Source organism: Nitrosovibrio tenuis (genome assembly GCF_900109785.1).
Lineage (GTDB): Bacteria > Pseudomonadota > Gammaproteobacteria > Burkholderiales > Nitrosomonadaceae > Nitrosospira > Nitrosospira tenuis_A.
Window position 1 is genome coordinate 85,394 of sequence record NZ_FOBH01000009.1, and the last position, 20,652, is coordinate 106,045.

Annotated in this window: 17 protein-coding genes; 8 read left to right on the forward strand and 9 right to left on the reverse strand. The window is 51.0% G+C overall.

Annotation, left to right across the window (positions count from 1 at the left end; translation table 11 throughout):
* Positions 1-10 precede the first annotated feature (10 nt).
* From ppk1 to BMX00_RS11140, 4 genes are all read right to left on the reverse strand, one after another.
* Positions 11-2,086, reverse strand: a complete 2,076-nt coding sequence (ppk1, locus tag BMX00_RS11125; RefSeq protein ID WP_090829090.1) for a polyphosphate kinase 1 — start codon at positions 2,084-2,086, stop codon at positions 11-13.
* A 68-nt stretch (positions 2,087-2,154) separates the two neighbouring features.
* Entirely contained in the window at positions 2,155-2,427 is a 273-nt protein-coding gene (locus tag BMX00_RS11130; RefSeq protein WP_090829091.1) for an oxidative damage protection protein, read from the reverse strand.
* Positions 2,428-2,555: 128 nt separating this feature from the next.
* Entirely contained in the window at positions 2,556-3,899 is a 1,344-nt protein-coding gene (gene argA, locus BMX00_RS11135) for an amino-acid N-acetyltransferase (protein WP_090829092.1), read from the reverse strand.
* A gap of 127 nt (positions 3,900-4,026) precedes the next feature.
* Complete coding sequence (locus BMX00_RS11140) at positions 4,027-4,761, reverse strand: 16S rRNA (uracil(1498)-N(3))-methyltransferase (protein ID WP_245728020.1); 735 nt, start codon at positions 4,759-4,761, stop codon at positions 4,027-4,029.
* Between the two features lie 238 nt (positions 4,762-4,999).
* Between BMX00_RS11140 and BMX00_RS11145 the strand changes: the two genes are divergently transcribed.
* Together BMX00_RS11145 and BMX00_RS11150 are read left to right on the forward strand one after the other, a co-directional pair.
* A complete protein-coding gene (locus BMX00_RS11145; RefSeq protein WP_090829094.1) occupies positions 5,000-5,557 on the forward strand; it encodes a thioredoxin family protein in 558 nt (185 codons plus the stop codon).
* 3 nt (positions 5,558-5,560) lie between these two features.
* Entirely contained in the window at positions 5,561-6,343 is a 783-nt protein-coding gene (locus BMX00_RS11150; RefSeq protein ID WP_090829095.1) for an inositol monophosphatase family protein, read from the forward strand.
* 507 nt (positions 6,344-6,850) lie between these two features.
* On the opposite strand, the gene BMX00_RS11155 is transcribed toward BMX00_RS11150, so the two are convergent.
* Positions 6,851-7,840, reverse strand: coding sequence for an SGNH/GDSL hydrolase family protein (locus BMX00_RS11155; protein ID WP_090829096.1), 990 nt, complete (start codon positions 7,838-7,840; stop codon positions 6,851-6,853).
* Positions 7,841-8,580: 740 nt separating this feature from the next.
* Between BMX00_RS11155 and BMX00_RS11160 the strand changes: the two genes are divergently transcribed.
* Positions 8,581-9,273, forward strand: a complete 693-nt coding sequence (locus BMX00_RS11160; protein WP_218141544.1) for an N-acyl amino acid synthase FeeM domain-containing protein — start codon at positions 8,581-8,583, stop codon at positions 9,271-9,273.
* 640 nt (positions 9,274-9,913) lie between these two features.
* Here BMX00_RS11160 and pepA read toward each other — a convergent pair.
* Entirely contained in the window at positions 9,914-10,729 is an 816-nt protein-coding gene (pepA, locus tag BMX00_RS11165; protein WP_090829097.1) for a flocculation-associated PEP-CTERM protein PepA, read from the reverse strand.
* Positions 10,730-11,188: 459 nt separating this feature from the next.
* Here pepA and BMX00_RS11170 point away from each other — a divergent pair, with 459 nt between their 5' ends.
* The 3 genes from BMX00_RS11170 (at position 11,189) to BMX00_RS11180 (ending at position 15,533) form a co-directional block, all read left to right on the forward strand.
* Positions 11,189-12,733, forward strand: coding sequence for an FAD-binding oxidoreductase (locus BMX00_RS11170; RefSeq protein ID WP_177171850.1), 1,545 nt, complete (start codon positions 11,189-11,191; stop codon positions 12,731-12,733).
* Between the two features lie 347 nt (positions 12,734-13,080).
* Positions 13,081-14,310 (forward strand): ABC transporter permease, encoded by a 1,230-nt coding sequence (locus BMX00_RS11175; RefSeq protein ID WP_090829099.1) that lies wholly within the window; start codon positions 13,081-13,083, stop codon positions 14,308-14,310.
* Positions 14,311-14,321: 11 nt separating this feature from the next.
* A complete protein-coding gene (locus BMX00_RS11180) occupies positions 14,322-15,533 on the forward strand; it encodes an ABC transporter permease (protein WP_090829100.1) in 1,212 nt (403 codons plus the stop codon).
* A gap of 65 nt (positions 15,534-15,598) precedes the next feature.
* Here the strand turns inward: BMX00_RS11180 and BMX00_RS11185 are convergent, their stop codons facing one another.
* Together BMX00_RS11185 and BMX00_RS11190 are read right to left on the reverse strand one after the other, a co-directional pair.
* On the reverse strand, positions 15,599-17,251 hold the full coding sequence (locus BMX00_RS11185; protein ID WP_090829101.1) for a DUF1302 family protein: 1,653 nt from the start codon (positions 17,249-17,251) through the stop codon (positions 15,599-15,601).
* 56 nt (positions 17,252-17,307) lie between these two features.
* A complete protein-coding gene (locus BMX00_RS11190) occupies positions 17,308-18,015 on the reverse strand; it encodes an ABC transporter ATP-binding protein (protein WP_090829102.1) in 708 nt (235 codons plus the stop codon).
* Between the two features lie 55 nt (positions 18,016-18,070).
* On the opposite strand from BMX00_RS11190, the gene BMX00_RS11195 reads away from it, so the two are divergent.
* Positions 18,071-18,826 carry an outer membrane lipoprotein-sorting protein gene (locus BMX00_RS11195; RefSeq protein ID WP_090829103.1) on the forward strand — a complete coding sequence of 252 codons (756 nt, stop codon included), beginning with the start codon at positions 18,071-18,073 and terminating at the stop codon, positions 18,824-18,826.
* Here BMX00_RS11195 and BMX00_RS14405 read toward each other — a convergent pair.
* Positions 18,795-19,157, reverse strand: a complete 363-nt coding sequence (locus BMX00_RS14405) for a hypothetical protein (protein WP_143053095.1) — start codon at positions 19,155-19,157, stop codon at positions 18,795-18,797. The genes BMX00_RS11195 and BMX00_RS14405 overlap by 32 nt on opposite strands.
* Here BMX00_RS14405 and BMX00_RS11200 point away from each other — a divergent pair.
* Positions 19,156-19,902: a PEP-CTERM/exosortase system-associated acyltransferase gene (locus BMX00_RS11200; protein WP_090829104.1), complete on the forward strand. Its 747-nt coding sequence runs from the start codon at positions 19,156-19,158 to the stop codon at positions 19,900-19,902. The genes BMX00_RS14405 and BMX00_RS11200 overlap by 2 nt on opposite strands.
* Positions 19,903-20,652: the final 750 nt, after the last annotated feature.

The following is a 20,652-nucleotide window of genomic DNA, read 5'->3' on the forward strand; positions in this document are numbered from 1 at the left end:
AGCCCCAACGTTATTTTGCCGCCGCCAGCTGAGTAAGCAGTGTTTCCTGGGCGCAGAGCCTTTTTGCCCTGCGAGCGGTCTTGATATGATAATGACCATCGCCATCCATTTCCCAAGCCTGCCTGTTGTCCTTGAGGTAGATACTTAAGCCTTCCGACAGTACGCGTTTTTTGAGCTTCTCTTCCAGGACGGGAAAACATATTTCGATACGGCGAAAAAAATTCCGATCCATCCAGTCCGCGCTGGATAGGTAAATTGCGTGGGCTCCGCCACTGCGAAAATAAAAAATACGGCTATGCTCAAGGAAACGCCCAATTACCGAGCGCACCCGGATGTTTTCCGATAAACCCTTAATGCCGGGGCGCAACGCGCACACGCCTCTGATGATGAGATCGATTTTTACTCCCGCGCCTGAAGCAGCATAGAGTGCCTTGATGATTTCCGGCTCAAGCAATGCGTTCATTTTGGCAATAATGCGCGCGGGTTTCCCTGCAATGGCGTTCTGAGCCTCGTTATTGATGGTTGCCAGCATTTGACTGTGGAGGCTGAACGGAGATTGCCAAAGATGTTTTAATTTTCCGGCCTTGCCAAGGCCGGTCAGCTGCATGAACACTTCGTTCACATCGGCGCAAACTTCCTCATTGCAGCTGAACAAGCCAAAATCGGTATATAGCCGTGCAGTGCTGGCGTGGTAATTACCCGTTCCTACGTGTATATAACGCCGCAGTTTGCCTTCCTCACGCCGTACCACCATGGCCATTTTTGCATGGGTTTTGTGACCCACTACCCCATACACAACATGCGCGCCCACTTCTTCCAGCCGGCTTGCCCAGTTTATGTTTGCTTCTTCGTCGAAACGTGCAAGCAACTCCACCACTACTGTGACTTCTTTTCCGGCACCCGCGGCGGCGATGAGCGCCGTCATTATCAACGAATCGGTTCCGGTACGATAGACGGTTTGTTTGATTGCCACAACATCGGGATCGACCGCCGCCTGTTGGATGAAATGAATGACGGGCTGGAAGGATTGATACGGATGATGTAACAAAATGTCATTATTGCGTATCATCTGAAAGATATCGACGGCTTTTTTCTTTTGAAGCGTTTGGGGCAGGCCGGGAATAAAGGACGGATACTTCAGGTCAGGGCGGTCGATCAGATCGGGAACCTGCATGAGCCGCACCAGATTTACCGGACCTTCCACCTGATAGAAATCATCATGGGAGAGACCAAGCTGCTCAAGTAAAAAATCCGACATGTGTTTCGGGCAGTTGTCCGCCACCTCCAGCCGTACGGCATTGCCTAGATGCCGTTGAGGTAACTCGCCTTGCAAGGCGATGCGCAGGTTCTTGACTTCCTCCTCGTCCACGAACAATTCGCTATTACGGGTTGCGCGGAACTGATAGCAGCCCAGTACATTCATGCCTGAGAATAATTCGCCTACATGGGCGTGCAAAATGGATGACAAAAACACGAAATTATATTCGCTGTCGCTGATCTCACGTGGCAACAGAATCAAGCGGGGCAATACCCGCGGCGCCTGAACGATGGCCGTACCGGAACTCCTCCCAAACGCATCCTTGCCTTCCAGCTCAACCGCAAAATTCAAGCTCTTATTCAGCACACGAGGGAAGGGGTGTGCGATGTCGAGTCCAATCGGAGTCAGCACGGGCATGAGTTCGCGGAAGAAAAACGCCCTGATCCATTCACGTTGCGTGTCGCTCCAGGCGGAACGACGGAGGAAGTGGATACCCTCTTTTGCGAGCCCCGGCAGAACTTCCTGATTCAATAACTGGTACTGGAGCGTCACCAGGGCATGAGCCTGCTCGGAAACTCGCTTGAATACCTGATGCGGCAACATCCCATCCGGTCCAAAGCCCGGCGTGTCCAGATTGATTTGCTCCTTCACTCCTGCGACGCGAACTTCGAAAAACTCATCAAGATTACTGCTGACTATGCATAGAAATTTCAAGCGCTCAAGAAGCGGAACATCCTTGGTTGCGGCCTGAGCAAGCACACGTCGATTGAATTCGATCTGGCCAACTTCACGGTTGAGGAATTGGCTTCCAGTTGGGTTATTTGTCATGAAAAAACCATTTTCCTACATGGCTAAGCGAAAGAATTGGGGCGATATGAAATTTATCTTTTACACGCTTATTTCGCCGGCGGTACGTAGCCCAGGGGTTGCTCCGCGCCGCTGCCAAAGAAATATGCCTCAAGCTGTTCGGCGAGGTATTTGCGTGCCTTGATATCCGACAGATTCAGGCGATATTCATTCACCAGCATGGTCTGATGTCTGATCCATCCGGCCCAGGCCTCTTTCGATACATTTTCAAAAATTCGCTTGCCCAGCTCGCCCGGATAGGGTGGAAAATCCAGGCCTTCCATTTCCCGCCCGAGTTTAATGCATCTAACACGTCTGGCCATTAATCTTCCCCAAATAAAGTCCGTAAGATGAAATCATGATGAGTCGAGTTGCGGTTACCCTGTACCTATTGCTATAACAGTACAGATTTCCGCATCGACCAGCGCAAGTACAGCTCATCCATATATCTCTACAGTTTTTTCATGAACACCTTGGAACGGCGGCGGTAATTGTATAATCCCTGTTTGGCTTTCGGTAATTCCCCGATATCGGCTTCCAGGAAACCACGCTCGACAAACCAGTGCGCGGTTCGTGTGGTCAATACGAATAATTTCGTGCTTCCCTGCGCCTTGGCCCTTAATTCGATATTCTTGAGTAACGCGTCACCGCAACCCGTGCTGCGATAATCGGGATGTACCGTAAGACACGCCAACTCTCCTGCTTTGTCACCAGGAAAAGGATATAGCGCTGCGCACCCGATTATCATGCAGTCATGCTCGATTACGACAAACCGGTCGATTTCCATTTCGAGTAATTCGCGGCTGCGGCGAACCAGCGTTCCGTCAGCTTCCAGCGGTTCAATCAATTGCAGAATTGCGCCGACATCCTCTATCTTCGCATTTCGCAAATTTTGCAATGGGCCTTCCGAGATCATGGTCCCGATACCGCTATGGGTGAACAATTCCTGTAGCACCGCACCGTCCACGTGCCGGCTAATGAGGTGTACGCGCGCGACACCGCTTTCACAGGCATGCACAGCAAACGGCAAATACAACTGCGCATCGTCGCTCAACTTCGGGGGACGATCATCCGTACAGCGCGCAAGCAAGGCCTTACACTCCGCTACAGTCAGTTCAGGCATCAGTGCTGCCCCGAGCGCGGAAAGAGCTTCCATTTCTATGTCTTCGTCATCCATAAGAAAGATGAGTTTCTCCGCTTTGAGCGCGATTGCCGCTTCGGCCGCGACGTTTTCCAAAGTCAGATTAAAGATTTCCCCGGTCGGGGAATAACCCAGCGGGGAAAGCAGTGCCAGTTCACCTTGCTCCAGGCGCGAGCGAATCCCTACCGTATCCACCCTACGCACTTCACCGGTGTGCATTAAGTCAATTCCTTCTATCACACCCACGGGGCGCGCAGTCACGAAGTTTCCGCTCGCCACGCGAATAGCTGCGTTTGCCATGGGGGAATTTGGCAGTCCCATGGACAGCAATGCTTCGATTTCAACACGAATCCGCCCTATGGATTCCTTCACGCATTGCAGTGTGGCGGCATCCGTGACCCTCATCCCTTTGACATATAAGGCTTGCAGGTTGCGTTCCATCAGCCGCGATTCAATTTGTGGCCGTGCGCCGTGCACCAGTACCAGCCGAACACCCAGGCTCGCCAGCAAATTGAGGTCATGAACAAACTCAACAAATTTTCCGTCCGCTATTACTTCGCCCCCAAAGGCAATGACGAATGTCTTGTTGCGAAATGCGTTAATATATGGCGCAACGGAACGGAACCAGGTTACAAAATCGATGTTGAGTCTCACGTTACGTATATTTAATGACTATTATTAATTTTTTAAGGCTCGCTGTACGCAAGTATTAAAACCAAAATCCGAAAGCTTTCCGGACAACCCCTTGGCCCGAAAACAGCGGTCAAACATTGCCGGCAGATCAATAATCTCCCCATAGCGCCTGTATTGCGGAAACGGCTGCCAACGCCGCAGTTTCAGCACGAAATATGCGAGGGCCCAGACCCAGGGGGACAAATCCTGCCGCCATCGCGGCAGCCCCTTCATCCGGCGTAAAGCCGCCCTCCGGCCCAACCAGCAAGGTTATAGAGGAGATAGGGGAAGACCCTGAAAAATCCCGCAAGCCCTTCTTTGCGCAGGGTGAAAGCATAAAGCGCAAATCGGCCGAGGTATTCACGGTCGAATGCTTACGTTCATTTATTTGTGCGCCAACCCAGCAGGAAAATGATGTCAATGGCGCTACTTGAGGAACACGATTTCGACCGCACTGCTCACACGCGGAAACGGCCACCTGCTGCCAATGCCTGACGCGCTTCTCTGCTCGCTCGCCGGATAGTTTTATCACGCTGAGTTTTGTAGTGAGAATCTGGATGTTGCTTACCCCAAGCTCAACTCCTTTTTGTACAATCCAATCTATCTTATCGCTGGCGCATGCTGCTTGAGCCACTCTAATCTCAAGTGGAGACTCACGCTCGATATCCACGTATTTTTCAATTAACGCCGCGCTCCCGTTTTTACCGATCCGTTCGATAACGCCCTGGAATTCGCCACCTTTTCCGTTGAATAAAATTAGCGGAGCGCCTGGTTCAAGCCGCAATACCCGTATGGCATGGTGAGCGGCCTCTCTGGGCAATTCGACAATGTTGCCAGCCGACATTTCTTCGGGACAGTAAAAACGAGGAAGCGCCATCGTTTCAGGAGCAGCGCAATTTAAGCCCGGCTATCATGGTAATATTGGTGGCTGACCAAGAATTCTGTTTTTGATCCTATCGAAAACTCCTGGATCCCTGTTTTTCCGATTATATCCTCTACTCGCATATTTCATGGCGTTAGTCTTGCTCAGGATGTTCTGGAAGAGTATTAAATGACGTATTTTTGATTGTTCTGGAGGGGACATGGCAAGTCTGGAAACACCTATTTGTGACTTCGGCTGGAAAGCTGTGAATTTCGATTTGCCTGGGGTGGATAAAAGGCGATACGACCTCGCATCGGTAAGAGGTCAAAATGGATTGCTGGTAATGTTTATCTGCAATCATTGCCCTTACGTAAAGGCAGTTCGCGATCGCATTGTCCGCGACGTGGCCGAGCTGCACACATATGGCATAGGTGCCGTCGCTATCATGTCAAATGATCCCGCCGATTATCCGGAGGACTCATTCGATAATATGGTGCGTGTGGCGCGTGAATATCATTTCCCGTTTCCCTATGTATGGGATGAAACACAGGAAATTGCGAAAGCGTATGCTGCGGTATGCACCCCGGACTTCTTCGGATTTAATAATAATCTCGAATTACAATACCGCGGCCGGTTGGATGCCTCCCGCAAGGAAGCCGCGCCGCCCGACGTACGCCGCGACCTCTTCGAGGCTATGCGCCAAGTTGCTCAGACGGGCCGCGGGCCTGAAACGCAGGTCCCAAGTATCGGGTGCTCCATTAAATGGCGGGCGGAATAACAGGTGCTCGAGGCAGTCGTCGCTACCGTTAAGGCAGTTGCACAACAGGAAATTCTGCCCCGCTACCTACGGGTTGCGCGCCAGCGTAAAGCTGATGGCAGCCTTTTTACGGAAGCCGATGTCGTCACGCAGGAGGTGCTATCGCGGGAATTGCGCAAGATTTTCCCGGGCCCTGTGGTGGGTGAGGAAATGACAGAGCAAGAGCAGGTGGACCGCTGGGGCGCAGGTGACGCCGGGTTGTGGTGTATGGACCCCATAGACGGCACCTCCAATTTTGTCAATGGCCTGCCCTATTTTGCCGTTTCAGTCGCGCTGATGCGAAAAGGCAGAAGCGTGCTCGGGGTAGTCTACAATCCGGTTGCAGATGAAATGTTTTACGCTGAGCAAGGCAAAGGGGCTTACCTCAATGGTGAAAGACTACCCATCAAGGAACATGTCCCGGCGTTACGCAGCGCGATCGCCAATGTGGATTTGAAGCGCCTCAGCCACAAGCTGGCCGGGGGAATTTGCTCCTCCCGGCCTTTTTCATCCCAGCGTAATTACGGAGCATGTTCGCTCGAATGGTGTTACACCGCGGCCGGCCGTTTTGACCTCTACCTCCATGGCGGACAGAAACTATGGGATTATGCCGCCGGCTGTCTGATTCTGGAAGAAGCCGGCGGCCACATGTGCGGCTTTGATCAGGATGATTTCTGGGCGGAGCCGATTTGGCAGCGTTCCGTCATCGCTGCTTTGGACCGGGGTTTATTCATACAATGGCGGGACTGGGTGCGGGCACATCGGTAATTCCGCTTACTAGGCACATTTTTCCGACTCCACAATGGTTTACTCAAGAAATTCTTTCTCATCTTAATCTCAAGCAAGTTCGCCTAGCCGAACTGCACGCACAATGGGACCGGGCAGCGTCGGCGGCGCTCTTCTTATGCAGCCTGATCAAAGCAATAACACAGAAGATATATGGTTCTGACCGATAACTAGGTCCAGTTCTGCTTTCGACGGTGTTACCGCAACGGCCCGGCAGCCAGATATATTACCCCGATGTTCCGTCTATGCTGCCGTGACCATGATATTGAGCAACGCACGACCCAGGTCAATCGTCCGTAGCCCAATGGCCAGTTCCAACGTATGACACGATCAAGGAGTTGCGTGAAGCCATACCTCTATACAGCTCACGTGATGACCTCGGGGCATGCAGCAAACCTTTCTGATGACCTATAACTTCGGCAGACAGAGACATAACAGATACTTAACACCTGCTGAACCGCTAATCCACGCGGCTAAAACCGAACTTTGTCAGGGGCGACTATTCAGGCTATTAAACATCGCTCTCCCATAGTGGATATGAACAAATGTCGTTGGGTGCAGCACATCCCAGAAATAAAAAGTAGGTGTTCCGGGAGTAATAGTGACATTGAGATTGACATCCGGACATGTTGCGGGATTGGTAAAGAGGCAGCTGACAGCACCTGTTCCAGGAGCAATGGATTCCAAGGCAGGTAAACCAAAGACGGTACCCGTTTGGAATAAATTCTGCGTTATCGCATAAATATCGACGAGGGTGATACTAGCGCCTTGTAGTCGAGTTGCCAATTCATCACGAGCATCAAGCAATAGATCGTTATGACTTTCGGTAAGCAGCGAAAGCTCCTGTGCCCTTGCCTGAGCGATCGGCGCGGTGCCTAAATCGGGCAGGTTTGGTATAAGGAAATTTCGCGCACCAAGAGCATAGAGAGTTTCCACAGCCTTGGAGATGTGCCCCACGACTTCGGCCGGTTGATCTGTCAAGCCCCCAATATAGTCATTTCCTCCTGTCCAAATTACATAAAGTGCGCCCGCTTGAGGTTTTTTTCCCCTTAAGGCTGTGCGGAACATCTCTATCTGGCCGAGGACCCCGGGCACATAAAACTTGCCTGGTGTTTGACTTACATATCCCGATGCTGAACCGCCGAAGGCAAAGTTAATGGCACCATATAGTACAAGGCCTTGCTTGGATAAAAATGGGGCAAGAGACGCGCTGGGATCTTTCTTTAATAGCTGCCACAAGTACTCAACCGCAACCGGGCCGTTGGAAAAGCGGCCTTGGTAGTAGGTTCTCTTAGGGCTTACAGATGGCGGTATTGCCGGGGATATCCCTTGGGCCTTGGTGAGAATAGTGTCATTGCCAATATCTGACAAGCTATCGCCAAACACATAGAGAGCGGGGGGATTTGGAGAGGCAGCCCAGTTTAAGGTGGACGCACACATGGCGAGCATTACGAAAATCAACCGGCTAATCACTCTCATTTCAGGCTCCTTTTTATTGAGATATAGAGGGCTCCATCCGTTCGGATGGCGGACACTTTATTGCGCCTTACCGCCAAGCTGGGAACATCTTTCTTACACAAAAACAGAAGTATATATAAACAGTTAACTATCCTTCTACGTCATCTGTCAAGGCAGAAAACGATCGACCAGCATGATCGCCTTGCAGTATTGCTTTCAAATGTCTCCTTTTAGCGACATAAAAATACACAAATAAACAGCTAGTTATAGAACTGATGAGATATAAGGGTCAGAATTGGCGACAAAAGTGCTCGCGCGTGCCTGTTAATTGCTTGATTAAACATCATCTGACAAGCCTGGCATGAATTATGCTTGGTACGGGCAAGCAGGTTTGTAAGATGAGCAATAGTTTGCTGTATGCATTTTAATGTAGCGCGATCTAGATAATAGTACCCATGTCGTTCTCTCGACCTGATCAGCTCACGCGAGGCGGTCACGCAGCCCGCCTGTTAATAAGGCGGGCAACCTGCCTATTTGCCCTACTACTCGGCGCTATTGTGAAGAGCTACAACAATAAAGCGCTACCTATGCAGGTCCATGGAGTTTAGCTTAATCCTTATCCAAAAACATTAATTACCTACCTTAATCTTCTTGGAATTATCGATATGTTATCACACAGCAATGAAAGCCTTAACTTCGACAAAGCTCATTCTTCCTCCTCCGGAAAAATTGGGAATTTTTCCACGTTATACGAGCTGCCAATGCCAGGAGAACTACCAACTAAAAAGGTTTCGGAAAGTATTTCTGGCGAACAATACATTCTGAAGCGTGGTGACTACAATATCTACTTGGCTGATTCTTCCCAGATTCGCAATAAGGCGGTCGCGCTCGTCAAGCGAATGTATTCCTGGCGCGGGTATGATACAGAGAGCGCCGCGGTTTCTTTACATAATCAACTTACGTTTGTAGCGACCCGAGCTCAGTATATTGTCGGCACAGTAACGTTAGGGCTGGATTCGAAGGGGTATTTGCTTGCCGATGAACTTTACGGGCGAGAGATCAATGCCTTTCGCGAGAAGGGGAGAAAGGTCTGTGAATTGTCGAAATTCGCTATAGATCCGGAACACAGTTCGAGAGAGATAATTGCCTCATTATTTCACCTCGCTTATATCTATGGACGCATCATTCACAACGCGACTGACTTATTTGGCGAGGTTAATCCCCGCCATGCCAGATCTCACGAACGCATGTTTGGATTCCGCCAGATTAGTGAAATGCGCACCTGTCCGCGTGTGGGCGCACCTGCTGTGTTACTGCATCTGGAACTGGATTACGTGGGTGATCAGATTGCTTCCCTGGCTGGTTCGCGAAAACCTGGGGAACGATCCATCTACCCCTACTGTTCCGCTCACCAAAAGGGATGGTTAGCCAATAACAGCCAGAACATTAACTGAACAGCGACTTTTAATCCAGTCGGCCGTGCTGTGCAGTTGGCCAACAAGCGAGCAGACCTGGGCTTATTAGAGATCTTTCCAAGCCTTGATACGAGGCGAGAACAGCTGCCCTATACCTGTAGGTAATTTGCAACTCCTCCCGAACCGGTGGTTTGAATCGGATGACGGGAAGGTTATAACTGACCTGCTTACCGCTCTCAAGAAGGGATAGGAATCCGACGCCATACTCAGCTTGCCATGATCGGAGGAGGCTCCATCAAACGTGGCGCATGAGCACGAGCTTAACTGAAGTTGAATATCAGCAAAGGTTGGATAGGCTGGAAGGTTGTCGGATTTTCCTGCATTCTCCCGTGAGCGCATACATTGAGGAGTCGCTTCGAGCGGACAATCGCCCAAAAAAGAGCGAGCGACTTGTCCCAAACCCTGGGCCTTCATTAACTGTATTTATGTCCCCGCTGCCCCTATTGCGACACGCTTTGCCTTCAACTCCTCCCCAATTTCGCAATCTCGCCGTTCAGCTAACTCTTCTCATGGCTGGGCGAGCAGAGGTTCCACTGCCCAGCGAGCGCCTCCCGGGCATAAAAAAAGCCCCACTTGCATAGCAAGAGGGGCTTTTTTATAATGTTTTCTAGATTTCGTATCAGGCTTTACGGCGTCTCGAAGCGCCGATACCTAACAGACCGATACCGAGCAGAGCTAAGGTGGCGGGCTCTGGAACCCTATTGAAATCGATGCCCCCAGTCGTTTGGTTGATCACTATAAAGTGACCGGCAGGATCAATGAACACGCCCTGGGTGGTATTATTGAATTCGTCGAACTGTATGTTGTAAAACGGGATCGGGGCCGTAAACAAGCTGGTGCCCGCAGGATTGAGAAGGTTGAAGGTGTTTGTCGAGTTAAAACCAGTCCCTCCCAAGGCGTTAATGTTCGCAACACCAGTAATCAAATCTGCTGTTGCAATCATAAAGCTGCCCGCACCATGGCTAACGGTGGCCGCTCCACCGGCGTTGTTTGCCGAAGTGAAGGTGGTGGCAGACCCTATAGAAGGATCGACCCAGAAATCCACATGCAGGGCGGTAACGGTGTAGGTGCTATTGGGTTGGGCATATGGACCACTAGCCAGCTGCAAATCAAAATTAAATTCAGCCCACATCTGCCAATTGTTATTTAGACCACTATCGCTACCGAGCACAGAAGTGCCACCATTTGTGAAGGCTGTAAAATTGACCCATCCTGACGCATGTTGATTAGGTGCGCCAGGTGTGCTTACGAGGGTGGACGAGTTACCTGTGATGAAATCGGCCTGGAAGGGGCCGGTGCCGTGACCTGCCCCGAAAGCAGCATTCGGGTCGACGGTAAAGAGCGGGAATGCGAACGCCTGTGAGCTGACCCCCAGCGCTAGAATTGCTACGGCACCGGCTGTTTGTAATGTCTTATACGTGGACGGTAGTTTCATGGTTGATCTCCCTTAAATGAATATGAACTGCTCAAGTAACTATGAGTTGGTAAAACTAAAGTACAGAAAAGCGAATTTGCTTTCCTTGGTTAAGAAGCAGGATTTGTGCCACGTTTCAATAAACGTATAGTATCAATTGATTACAAAAATAGCAGCTTTCAGACCCGCCCTATGTGTAAGAAATTCCGACAGTAAAGCGGGCTCGGATACAGCTCAGATACAGATTTGGGAGAACTGTATTTCCATTTATGGAGCGCACCCTGATGCCCTATAGACTTTAAACACACATGCAAAAACCCCAAATACAATGCTTCAAGTGATGACTCCTTTCGTGGCGAACGTCGATTTGCGCGCGCCCGGCTGGAACGATCCGTCGCCAGTCGCTGACAAACATATTAATCTGGCCGCACCGGCTTTGGCATGACGCTTGAATTAGCGCGAATGGAATGGAGAATCTTTGTGATCGCATCCAACCCAACAGATAACATAACCGGACGGTCAAAAACAATTTATGCCGTTCACGAGCCAACGAGCGTCGAGGAGATAGTTGGGATTGTCCACTCCGCCCGGTCGTCATGTACTCCCTTGTATCCGGTTTCCAAAGGGTTCAACTGGGGTTACGGATCACGATCTCCCGTAATCGAGAACTGTGCATTGCTTGATCTCGGAAAAATGAACCGGATTCTCAATGCGGTAAGCATATCGGCGAATAATCCGATTGCGGTGATCGAACCAGGAGTAACTCAAATTCAGCTTTACGAGTTCCTGCAAAAACGCTGCCCAGATTTAACCTTTAACGTGACCGGCTCGGGCCGGGATACCAGCATCATCGGCAATGCACTCGATCGCGGCGTAGGATACATGGGGCCGCGAAAGGATGATCTTTTCGGTCTGGAAGTTGTTACAGGCACCGGGGAAATTCTTCGTACCGGCTTCCGCCGGCTCGGCGATTCATCTCCTCTTGCGCACAACCATCCGTTTGGCCTAGGGCCGATTCTCGACGGTTTGTTCTTTCAAGGCAATTTCGGCATCGTCACTAGCGCATGTTTCCGCCTGTCTCCAAGGCGCCCAAAAGAGGTTGCGGTTTCTCTCGCGCTTCACAAAACTTCTGATCTGCCTCAATTCATAAACGAATTGGCGCACCTCAAGCGTGATGGCCTGCTCACCTCGGTGACCCATATTGCGAACCGCGCAAGGACACGTTCTACGCTGAGTTTCGGCATCACCCGTTATCTGGAGAATGAGTGTGGCTTCAGCCGCGCGGGCGCCATCAAGGAAGCTGACCAGGCAATAAACGCCATTGTCACTGACGAGTGGACGAGTCTGGCATCCGTAACGGGTAACGGCGGACAGGTGAAGGCAGCGCTGCAGGAGATCCGTCGCAGAACCCGCAGTCTTGCCCGTCTGATGGTTATTACAGATAAGTTCCTGGATCTGGGCTATGCCATCGCGCACTTCCTACGCTTCATTCCTTTTGCGCGCGCAAATGCTGCGGCGATTTCGGCCATGCGCCCGCTTCACAAACTCGCTCTGGGGGTTCCAACCGACGTTGCAATCGAGAACCTGCTCTGGAAATTCGGTCATTCAAACAATCGCGCCGCCGAGCTTGACCGGTCACGTTGTGGATTGCTGTTCGTCAACCCGGCTCTGCCGTTAGAGGGCCGGTTTGCTGCTGAGATAGTGGAAGGAATGAAATCGGTCGCGTCACGTTACGGCCATACACTCTACATGACGCTTAACATTGAAACGACAACCTCTCTGGTCGCAATAATCAATTTGCTGTTCGACCGGGCGTCCCCGGAGGAAGTGGAGCGCGCTCACAATTGTGCCGATGCTCTGCTAGCCTACATACGCAGCAAGGAACTTGAACCGTATCGCGCGCGAGCCGATATGATGGATCAGATTGTCGCGTCGGACCCGGACTATTGGAAGAAAATCCGCGCTCTCAAGCAGGTATTCGACCCTGATAACATCATCGCTCCGGGACGCTACAATCTGCCGTGACGCTTCCGCCCAGGTTGATAGCCTGTGATGATAACCGAAGGTCGTTACGAGGGATCAGCGATTCAGCCTGCTTAGACACTACGCTACTTGCCACCATTTGGGCGTAATAGCTTTCAGTCCCTTTTATTTATTGGGCATCAGTAGGGATACTTTCGGGACATGCGGGACCAACTATCCTGAAGAATAGCAATACGGCCTCGAAAGGGCTGGTAAAATCCCTGGCAACATTACCACAATCGCGCGTACCGGGATAACGCGGGAAGAATGAATAATACCCATCCCCTTACTCGATCGATTTCTTGGCTTGAGCGGGACGGCGGGAGATATGTGTAGAAGGGTTATTGCCGTTGAGAACATTTTGGCTCGACTTTAATTTAGCGTTCCGCAATATTGCGCGCCAAAGGCGCCGTAGCGCCATCGCAGTAGGTGCTGTTGGGTTTGGTATTACCGCGCTCATTCTGGCGAATGGTTTTATCGAATGGATTTTCCTGGATTTCAGGGAATCTACAATCAAGTCACAACTGGGTCACCTGCAAATCGTCCGCCCCGGCTATCATGGCGCAGGAAAAGCGGACCCTTATGCCTTTCTTCTGCCAGACGTCATACCTGAACTGGAAACGCCAAACGAACCACGGCAAATCAAAGCCGTGGCTCCGCGCCTTTCTTTTAGCGGCCTTGTCAGCTACGGTGAATCAACCATTTCATTTATTGGCGATGGTGACGACCCCAGACAGCAAGAAGCCTTCGGTGACGCCCTTCAGATTTCCGAAGGCCGTAATCTTGCTGCTGATGATCTGCTGGGAATCATAGTCGGTGAGGGACTTGCACGCAATCTCGGCGCCAATGTTGGTGACCGAGTCGTACTACTGGCAAGCACCGCCTCGAGAGGAATTAATGCGGTGGAGGTCACCATTCGGGGCCTCTTCTCCACTGTCACCAAGTCTTATGACGATTCAGCTCTGCGTATGCCTATTGAAACGGCGCGCCAACTGCTTCGCACACAGGGCTCGCATGTCGGGATAGTGTTGCTGAACGACACCGCGCAGACAGATATCGTACTCGCAGAGTTGCGCGAGAAACTACAAAAAGATAATTTCGAAATTGTTCCATGGTATGACCTGGCGGATTTCTACAATAAAACGGTGGCGCTATACACCAGACAAATCAATGGGGTCCGACTGATAATTGCCGTGATCATCTTGCTCAGCATCTCCAACACCATGATGATGAGTGTGATGGAGCGGATTGGTGAAATCGGCACTTATATGGCACTCGGTGCAAGGCGCACCGGTGTCATGCGGCGATTCCTGAGTGAGGGCGTCTTACTCGGCTGCCTTGGCGGTCTGCTCGGTTTACTGCTGGGGCTGATATTGGCTTATGCGATTTCCAGCGTTGGCATCCCAATGCCGCCACCCCCGGGGATGGCGCGTGGCTACACAGGGCAGATTCTCGTTACTTGGGACATAGCCCTTAAATCGCTGACGCTTGCTGTCGGCACAACTCTGGCCGCCAGCGTCTATCCAGCCTGGAGAGCGTCACGTATGCAAATTGTTGATGCCCTGCGCCATAATCGGTAATCAAAAATCCCATGCTAAAACTTGCCCTGCGGAGCGTTTTTAGACAGAAATCGCACACTGCAATGACGCTGGCAGCAATTATGGGCGGTGTGGCGGGCCTTATTCTTGCCGGCGGCTGGGTGAACAATATGTTCTTGACCCTATCGGAGGCCCTTATTCACTCACAATCAGGGCATCTGCAAGTTTATAAAGCCGGATACTTTGCTGCGGGTTCACGCGCCCCCGAGAAGTACCTGATAGCGTTTCCCAGTGCGGTAAAACAACGTGTTGCCGCCGATGGGGGCGTTGCCAACGTGATGGCGCGGCTGAACTTTTCAGGCCTGCTCAACAATGGCCGCAGTGATTTGCCGATCATCGGCGAAGGAGTGGAACCGGGACAAGAGACCCTGCTAGGAAGTTCTGTCTCGATCACCGCAGGACGTCAATTGGCGGACGGGGACGCGTTTGGCATCATGCTCGGTTACGGCGTCGCCCAAGGACTGAAATTGAAACCCGGCGATTATGTAACCTTGCTGGTGAATACGCTCGACGGCGCGCTGAATAGTATGGATCTGCAGGTCATCGGCGTATTCAAGAGCTTTTCCAGCGATTACGACGCCCGAGCCGTAAAAATCCCGCTTGCCGCAACTCAAGAATTGCTCGGCACACAAGATGTGAACGCGCTCGTCGTATCGTTGAAAAAAACCGATGACACAGATCGTGTCGCAGCCCGGCTAAAAGAACAACTCGGCGCTTCCAGCCTGGAGGTCAAGACCTGGGTCGAGCTGAATGACTTCTACGAAAAAGCGGTAGAGCTTTATAAACGACAATTCGGTTTTCTCCAGCTGATCATCCTGATTATGGTTGTGCTGAGTGTTGCCAACAGCGTAAATATGACCGTCTTCGAACGGGTAGGGGAGTTCGGCACCATGATGGCGCTCGGTAATCGCAGTAGCCAGGTGTTTCGGCAAATCCTCATCGAAAACATGTTACTCGGAGTGATCGGCAGCAGCCTCGGGCTCGGACTTGGTGTGGCACTAGCGCTCGTCATTTCTGCAATGGGTATCCCTATGCCCCCGCTACCGAATTCGAACCTCGGCTATACGGCCCAAATTCAGATTATCCCGTCGGAATTGCTGATATCCTGTGCGATTGGTACCGGCGCGACGATTCTGGCAGCTGTCCTTCCGGCAAGGCATATTTCTCGAATGCCCGTCGTCGAGGCGCTAAGGCAGAATTTCTGATTCCGTTAGAGGAGTTTACGAGCCGAGATATTAACTGAGTTGGGGGAAAGTCGTGGTCATAAGCTTCAGAATGAGTAGCGCAGCTCAGTATAAACGCGATCATTATGATCGAAACGGCCAAACAAACCCGTTGGTTTCCCGCCAAAAATGTCCGCCCCCACGGCCCAGCGCCAGTTCCTCTCAAAATTCCAGGACAGCCTCGGCCGAAACATCCAGTCGCTGTGATTGAGACTATGGATGAGCAGGGTTTGCGCTTCCAGTTTCCGCCAGACCTTGCCGACGAGCAATATACTGCCACCGCTCTCTACCGCGTCTGAAAAACTGTCCCGGTCATGTGCAAAAAAAACCCGCTGGAAAAATTGTAAATTCAGGCGGGTTTCGGCGGGCAAGCTGAAGTCCAGCCCTAACGCGTAATCGAGGGTGTTCTGCTTGACCAGCCCATTCACTGCGGAGGGCCGCGCGACATTAAAACTGCGCCCGTCCGTGTAGACCAGTTCACCCTTAAATACAATCGAGCCAAAATCTTTGGTAACGGTTCCGCCTGCCTGGTCGATCTTGTCATGCCGCGGTTGGAAAACAAGAGGATCGGCTGGCCCGCTGACCCGATAAAATGTGGAAGAGGCATCCAGGCTATGATAATAGAAGGCTGTCATATCCCATCCGTTTTTTAGTTGCGATAAGCGGAACCCATAATTGGAATTGCCAATATTCCGCCCGGAACGGTCTTCACCCAGAAAACTGGCCGTTCCACGCAATGGGCCAGGATAAAAATCAGCACCGGGCTTGCCAATCTCATCAAGGGTCGGTACCGGTATCCACAATACCTCGGCATGTGTGTCGTTCTTGGAATACTCGGCGCGTATCGCCCATTGGGGTATCCGCAGTATGTCAAACGCAGGCAGGATAAACTCCCGCAGATCTTTGGCCGACACAACGTCGGCAAAAAACAATCCGACCATTTCCCCCCAAACGACATGCTGACGGCCGAGACGGAAATCAAAATTACCAGCAGAGACATCCAGGTAATTTTCCCGGACGAAAAATTGAGCGCGCTGATTCTGGCGAACCGCCTCCGGATAAAAATTGGACAAATCATAGGCGGCGTCATAATCGAAACGGCCGCTGATTTTCCATTTTATGTGTTCGTTGAATTGTCCGGTACGTGAAAGTTCAGTTCGAAGCTTTGCTTTGGAAAAGTGTTCGGGACTGCTGTAGTTGTCGGCAAGTTCGAGCTGCGAAAACCCTCTCCATCCTGTTACTAATTGCTTCCATATGGGCGTAGATGGTGACACTTCCGCCGCGGGTTCAATACTGCCGAATAGCGATTCGCGGAAACCTGCCTCCCTTTCAATTTCATCGTCATCTTTATTTTGCGCAGCATTATCTTTATTGCCGTTGATTAATGACCGGGTTGAGAGCAAGGAAAGGGATAAAGACAGAGGCATAAGTAAGGACTCATCTTCAGCTTCATCGAGCGCAGCAGGGTTACTTTTACCCGTAAGTTCGACCACTTTGCGAGCAGAAAGCGGGGCCAGGGATAAAGACAAGGACAAAAATAAAGGCTGCTCATCGGTATTATTAGGCAGCAAGCTGGATGATGCCGGGATGGCGACGGCTGCGTAACTAGATGCCGCAGTTTCTGCAAGACTGCGTGCCGGCAACACTATCGATGCCGTAATAAATACGACATATCCAAATAATTTACGCCGGTGTTCCATCCATCCTGTTCAATCCGTATCCTCGACTTGAGCATTACGTGTACGGCGTTGCTCAGTCATGATGTCCAATTTTCGTTATCGTCGACGTCCTGCCTCACGATCTGGCCATCTTCGATACGCACCAATCTGTCCGCCATTTCCATAACACGCGAATCATGCGTAGAAAATATAAAGGTTGTCTTGAAATTGCCGTTGATCTCCTTCATCAATTGCAGGATGCCTTCACCCGTCTTATGATCAAGATTGGCAGTTGGCTCATCAGCCAGTACAATCTTTGGTTGTGTCGCAAGCGCGCGCGCGATCGCGACTCGCTGTCGCTGGCCACCGCTAAGCTGGTTTGGTCGATGTCTTGCAAGTTTCGACAGCCCAACAATGGCCAGATATTGGGAAACCCGGTTGCGGCGTTCCGCGGCGCTTATCTCCTTGAGTTGCAGCAAGGGGTACTCCACGTTCTCCTCAGCTGAGAGCACGGGAAACAAATTGAATGTCTGAAATATAAAACCGATGGTTCGCGCCCTGAGATCGGCCAGTTCATCGGGCGTCCGCCCACTGACATCCTGTCCGTTAATTAATATTTTTCCCAGCGTTGGGGTATCGATACAACCGATCAGATTGAGTAAGGTCGATTTGCCGCTTCCCGATGGGCCCGCGATCGCAAGGAAGGCACCATCGTCAATACTCAAAGTAATATCCTTGAGTGCCTGGACCGCCTGTTCACCCAAGGTGTAGTCTTTGAATACATGCTCAAGGCGTACAATGCTCATGGGACCCTTAGTTATGCACTTTCAGTGTAAACGGCATTCCATAACAGGAACTGAAATGAAAAAAAAGTCTTCGCGATACTTATTGTTAACAGTAATTTGCATATTCGTCACCACGGTGTCTGCGGCGTCCGGCGATACCATATCGGCTCAAAGCATTCTAGAAAAGTCTGATCAGACACGCTTTCCCCGTGCGAGCTTCCAGGTTGACGTCACCATTCATACTACCGCCCCCGGCCAGCCAGCGGATATGCATCAATATAGGGTTTTATCCAAGGGCAATGAAAACGGCCTGGTGATGACCACCGAGCCCGCTTCCGAACGCGGCCAAATATTGTTGATGAAAGGACGCGATCTGTGGATATTCATGCCGGATATCTCACAACCTGTGCGTCTTTCAATGTCACAACGGCTGACCGGCCAGGTGGCAAACGGCGATGTGGCACGAGCAAACTTCGCCGGCGACTATAATGCTACAATTTTGCGCACCGACACCATTGATAGCGAAAAATACTATGTGCTGGAACTTACTGGTGTTGATCGGGGTGTTACATATCATAAGGTCTTATACTGGGTACGGCAATCGAATTTCTGGCCCTACCGTGCCGAGTTCTACTCGTTATCCGATCGCCTGCTCAAAACCGCTCGATATGAAAACTATCAGTTGGTACTCGGACAGCAGCGGCCAACCCGCCTGGTCATGGAAGATGCGCTGCATAAGGGCGAGCAGTCTGTGCTCGAATACTCAGCAATGAAACTGCGGGATCTACCAGACAAGGTTTTCACCAAGGATTATTTGAAAAAAATGGAGTAGCTACAACGAACTCCACCGGAAAAAAAGCGCTCATAACGTTATTTGGCCCCATGAATTTTGGCATCCCGGGGATGAGGCGGAATCTAACCCGAGCAACAACAATAAATGGGCGCTTCCCCATCATTGAATACCCGTTTCCCGGGTTTGATGGTTGTGTTGTTTGCGCCGTATCAATAGAAGAACAGGAGTTTCGATTTTTCTTGCAGTTGTTAGCATTGTTCGGGTGAATGTCAAACACTCCGGAAACTGCCTCGGCAAGACAGCTGGCAAAATGTAAAAATATTTTGCTCGACGCTAAAGTGTTGCGGAAAATTACCGTTGACTGAGCCATGTCTATACCCGAAAGATTTACTCTAGGCGATGCCTTTAAACAGTACTTCGAAATTGTACCGGCGTTTTCGACCGCGCTCAAAGACGAGGTTTATCGCGTGCGGCATCAGGTTTATTGTGAAGACCTGGGGTTTGAACCGGTTCGACCGGACAGACGCGAAACTGATGAGCATGATTCTAATTCACTGCATCTGCTGATGCGCAACGTCAAGACAGGCGAGTTCGTTGGTTGCACTCGCATTGTCCGGCCCAGGCAAGGGGATCCCCACTATCAATTACCGTTCGAAAAAAGCTGCGCGGCCGCACTGGACCGATCGATAGTTGATCCAGCCAAATTGCCTCGTCATCATATTGCCGAGGTGTCACGGCTCGCGGTTGTCGCCGGGTATCGCAGGCGCAAAGGCGAGGAAAATAGTGCAGTAGGCATCTCAAGCGAAGATTTTGGCACGCCAAAACAGCCGCGGTTTCCCTTCATTCCAATTGGCTTATATCTGGGCACTACGGAATTGGCCCGTCTGAATGGGATCGACACACTTTTTGTTCTGACGGAGGAACGGCTGGCGAATCACTTTGATAAATTGGGCTTTCAACTTCAATATATTGGCCAACAGATTGAGCATCACGGGAAACGCGTCCCTTCAATGATGGGTATCAGCGCTATCATTAATAATATGCGATCCAATTTGCGGCCACTGTACCGCGCGATTGCGACCGATATCGAAAAAAACTATCACAGTCGAATCTGAGCTGTTCTGGTCTAGCCGAATTTGAACGTTAAATTGGTCCAATTTTTACTAAAATCATTATAGCCCGGCAATCTACCGGAGCTTGATGCGGTCAAGGCTGAGCGTGTTCAAGAGCTAGGATTCGTTCTGATACCGGCTGGAATCAACTGATCAACCCGGGACACTCGACATTAACCAGTCCAGATCAGTACTTCAATGCAAATGAACCAGCTTTATACCTTTCCATCATCGTTGGCTAACACCTCATCCGCTGGCTATTAATTAATTTGCTTGGCATACCAAAAGTACACTGGTGAAGGCTCAAGCTGGCAGGCAGGATTGATCGCTTGCTAAAGCAGCCTAGGACAGCACAAGGCTGTATGAGACCAAACTTACCGGAAGTAAAGTGTGCGGTGCTAAGGGCAAGGTTGGCAGCCGCTAAGTTTGGTCGCTTATGCCCCGGCGAAATTTTTTCTGGCATTCTGCTTGAAACGGAGGCAATCACCCACGAGATTTCGTCGCCTCATTTTTCGTCGTGCATTTGTTGCTCTATCCTTAGAGAAGCAATAAGACAGACGAGCAGGACCCACTCATTTTCCCCAAGGGAGCAGTAATGATCGAAAGGGAAGGGCGGCAGCCTGGCATGGCCTACAGCGAAGCATTTCTCTTTCCCACTTCCTTTGCCCAGCAAAGGCTGTGGTTTTTCGAGCAGTTGCATCCGGGCAGCGCGGTTTATCACTTGAGCACGGTGCTGACGTTCGATGGGTCGCT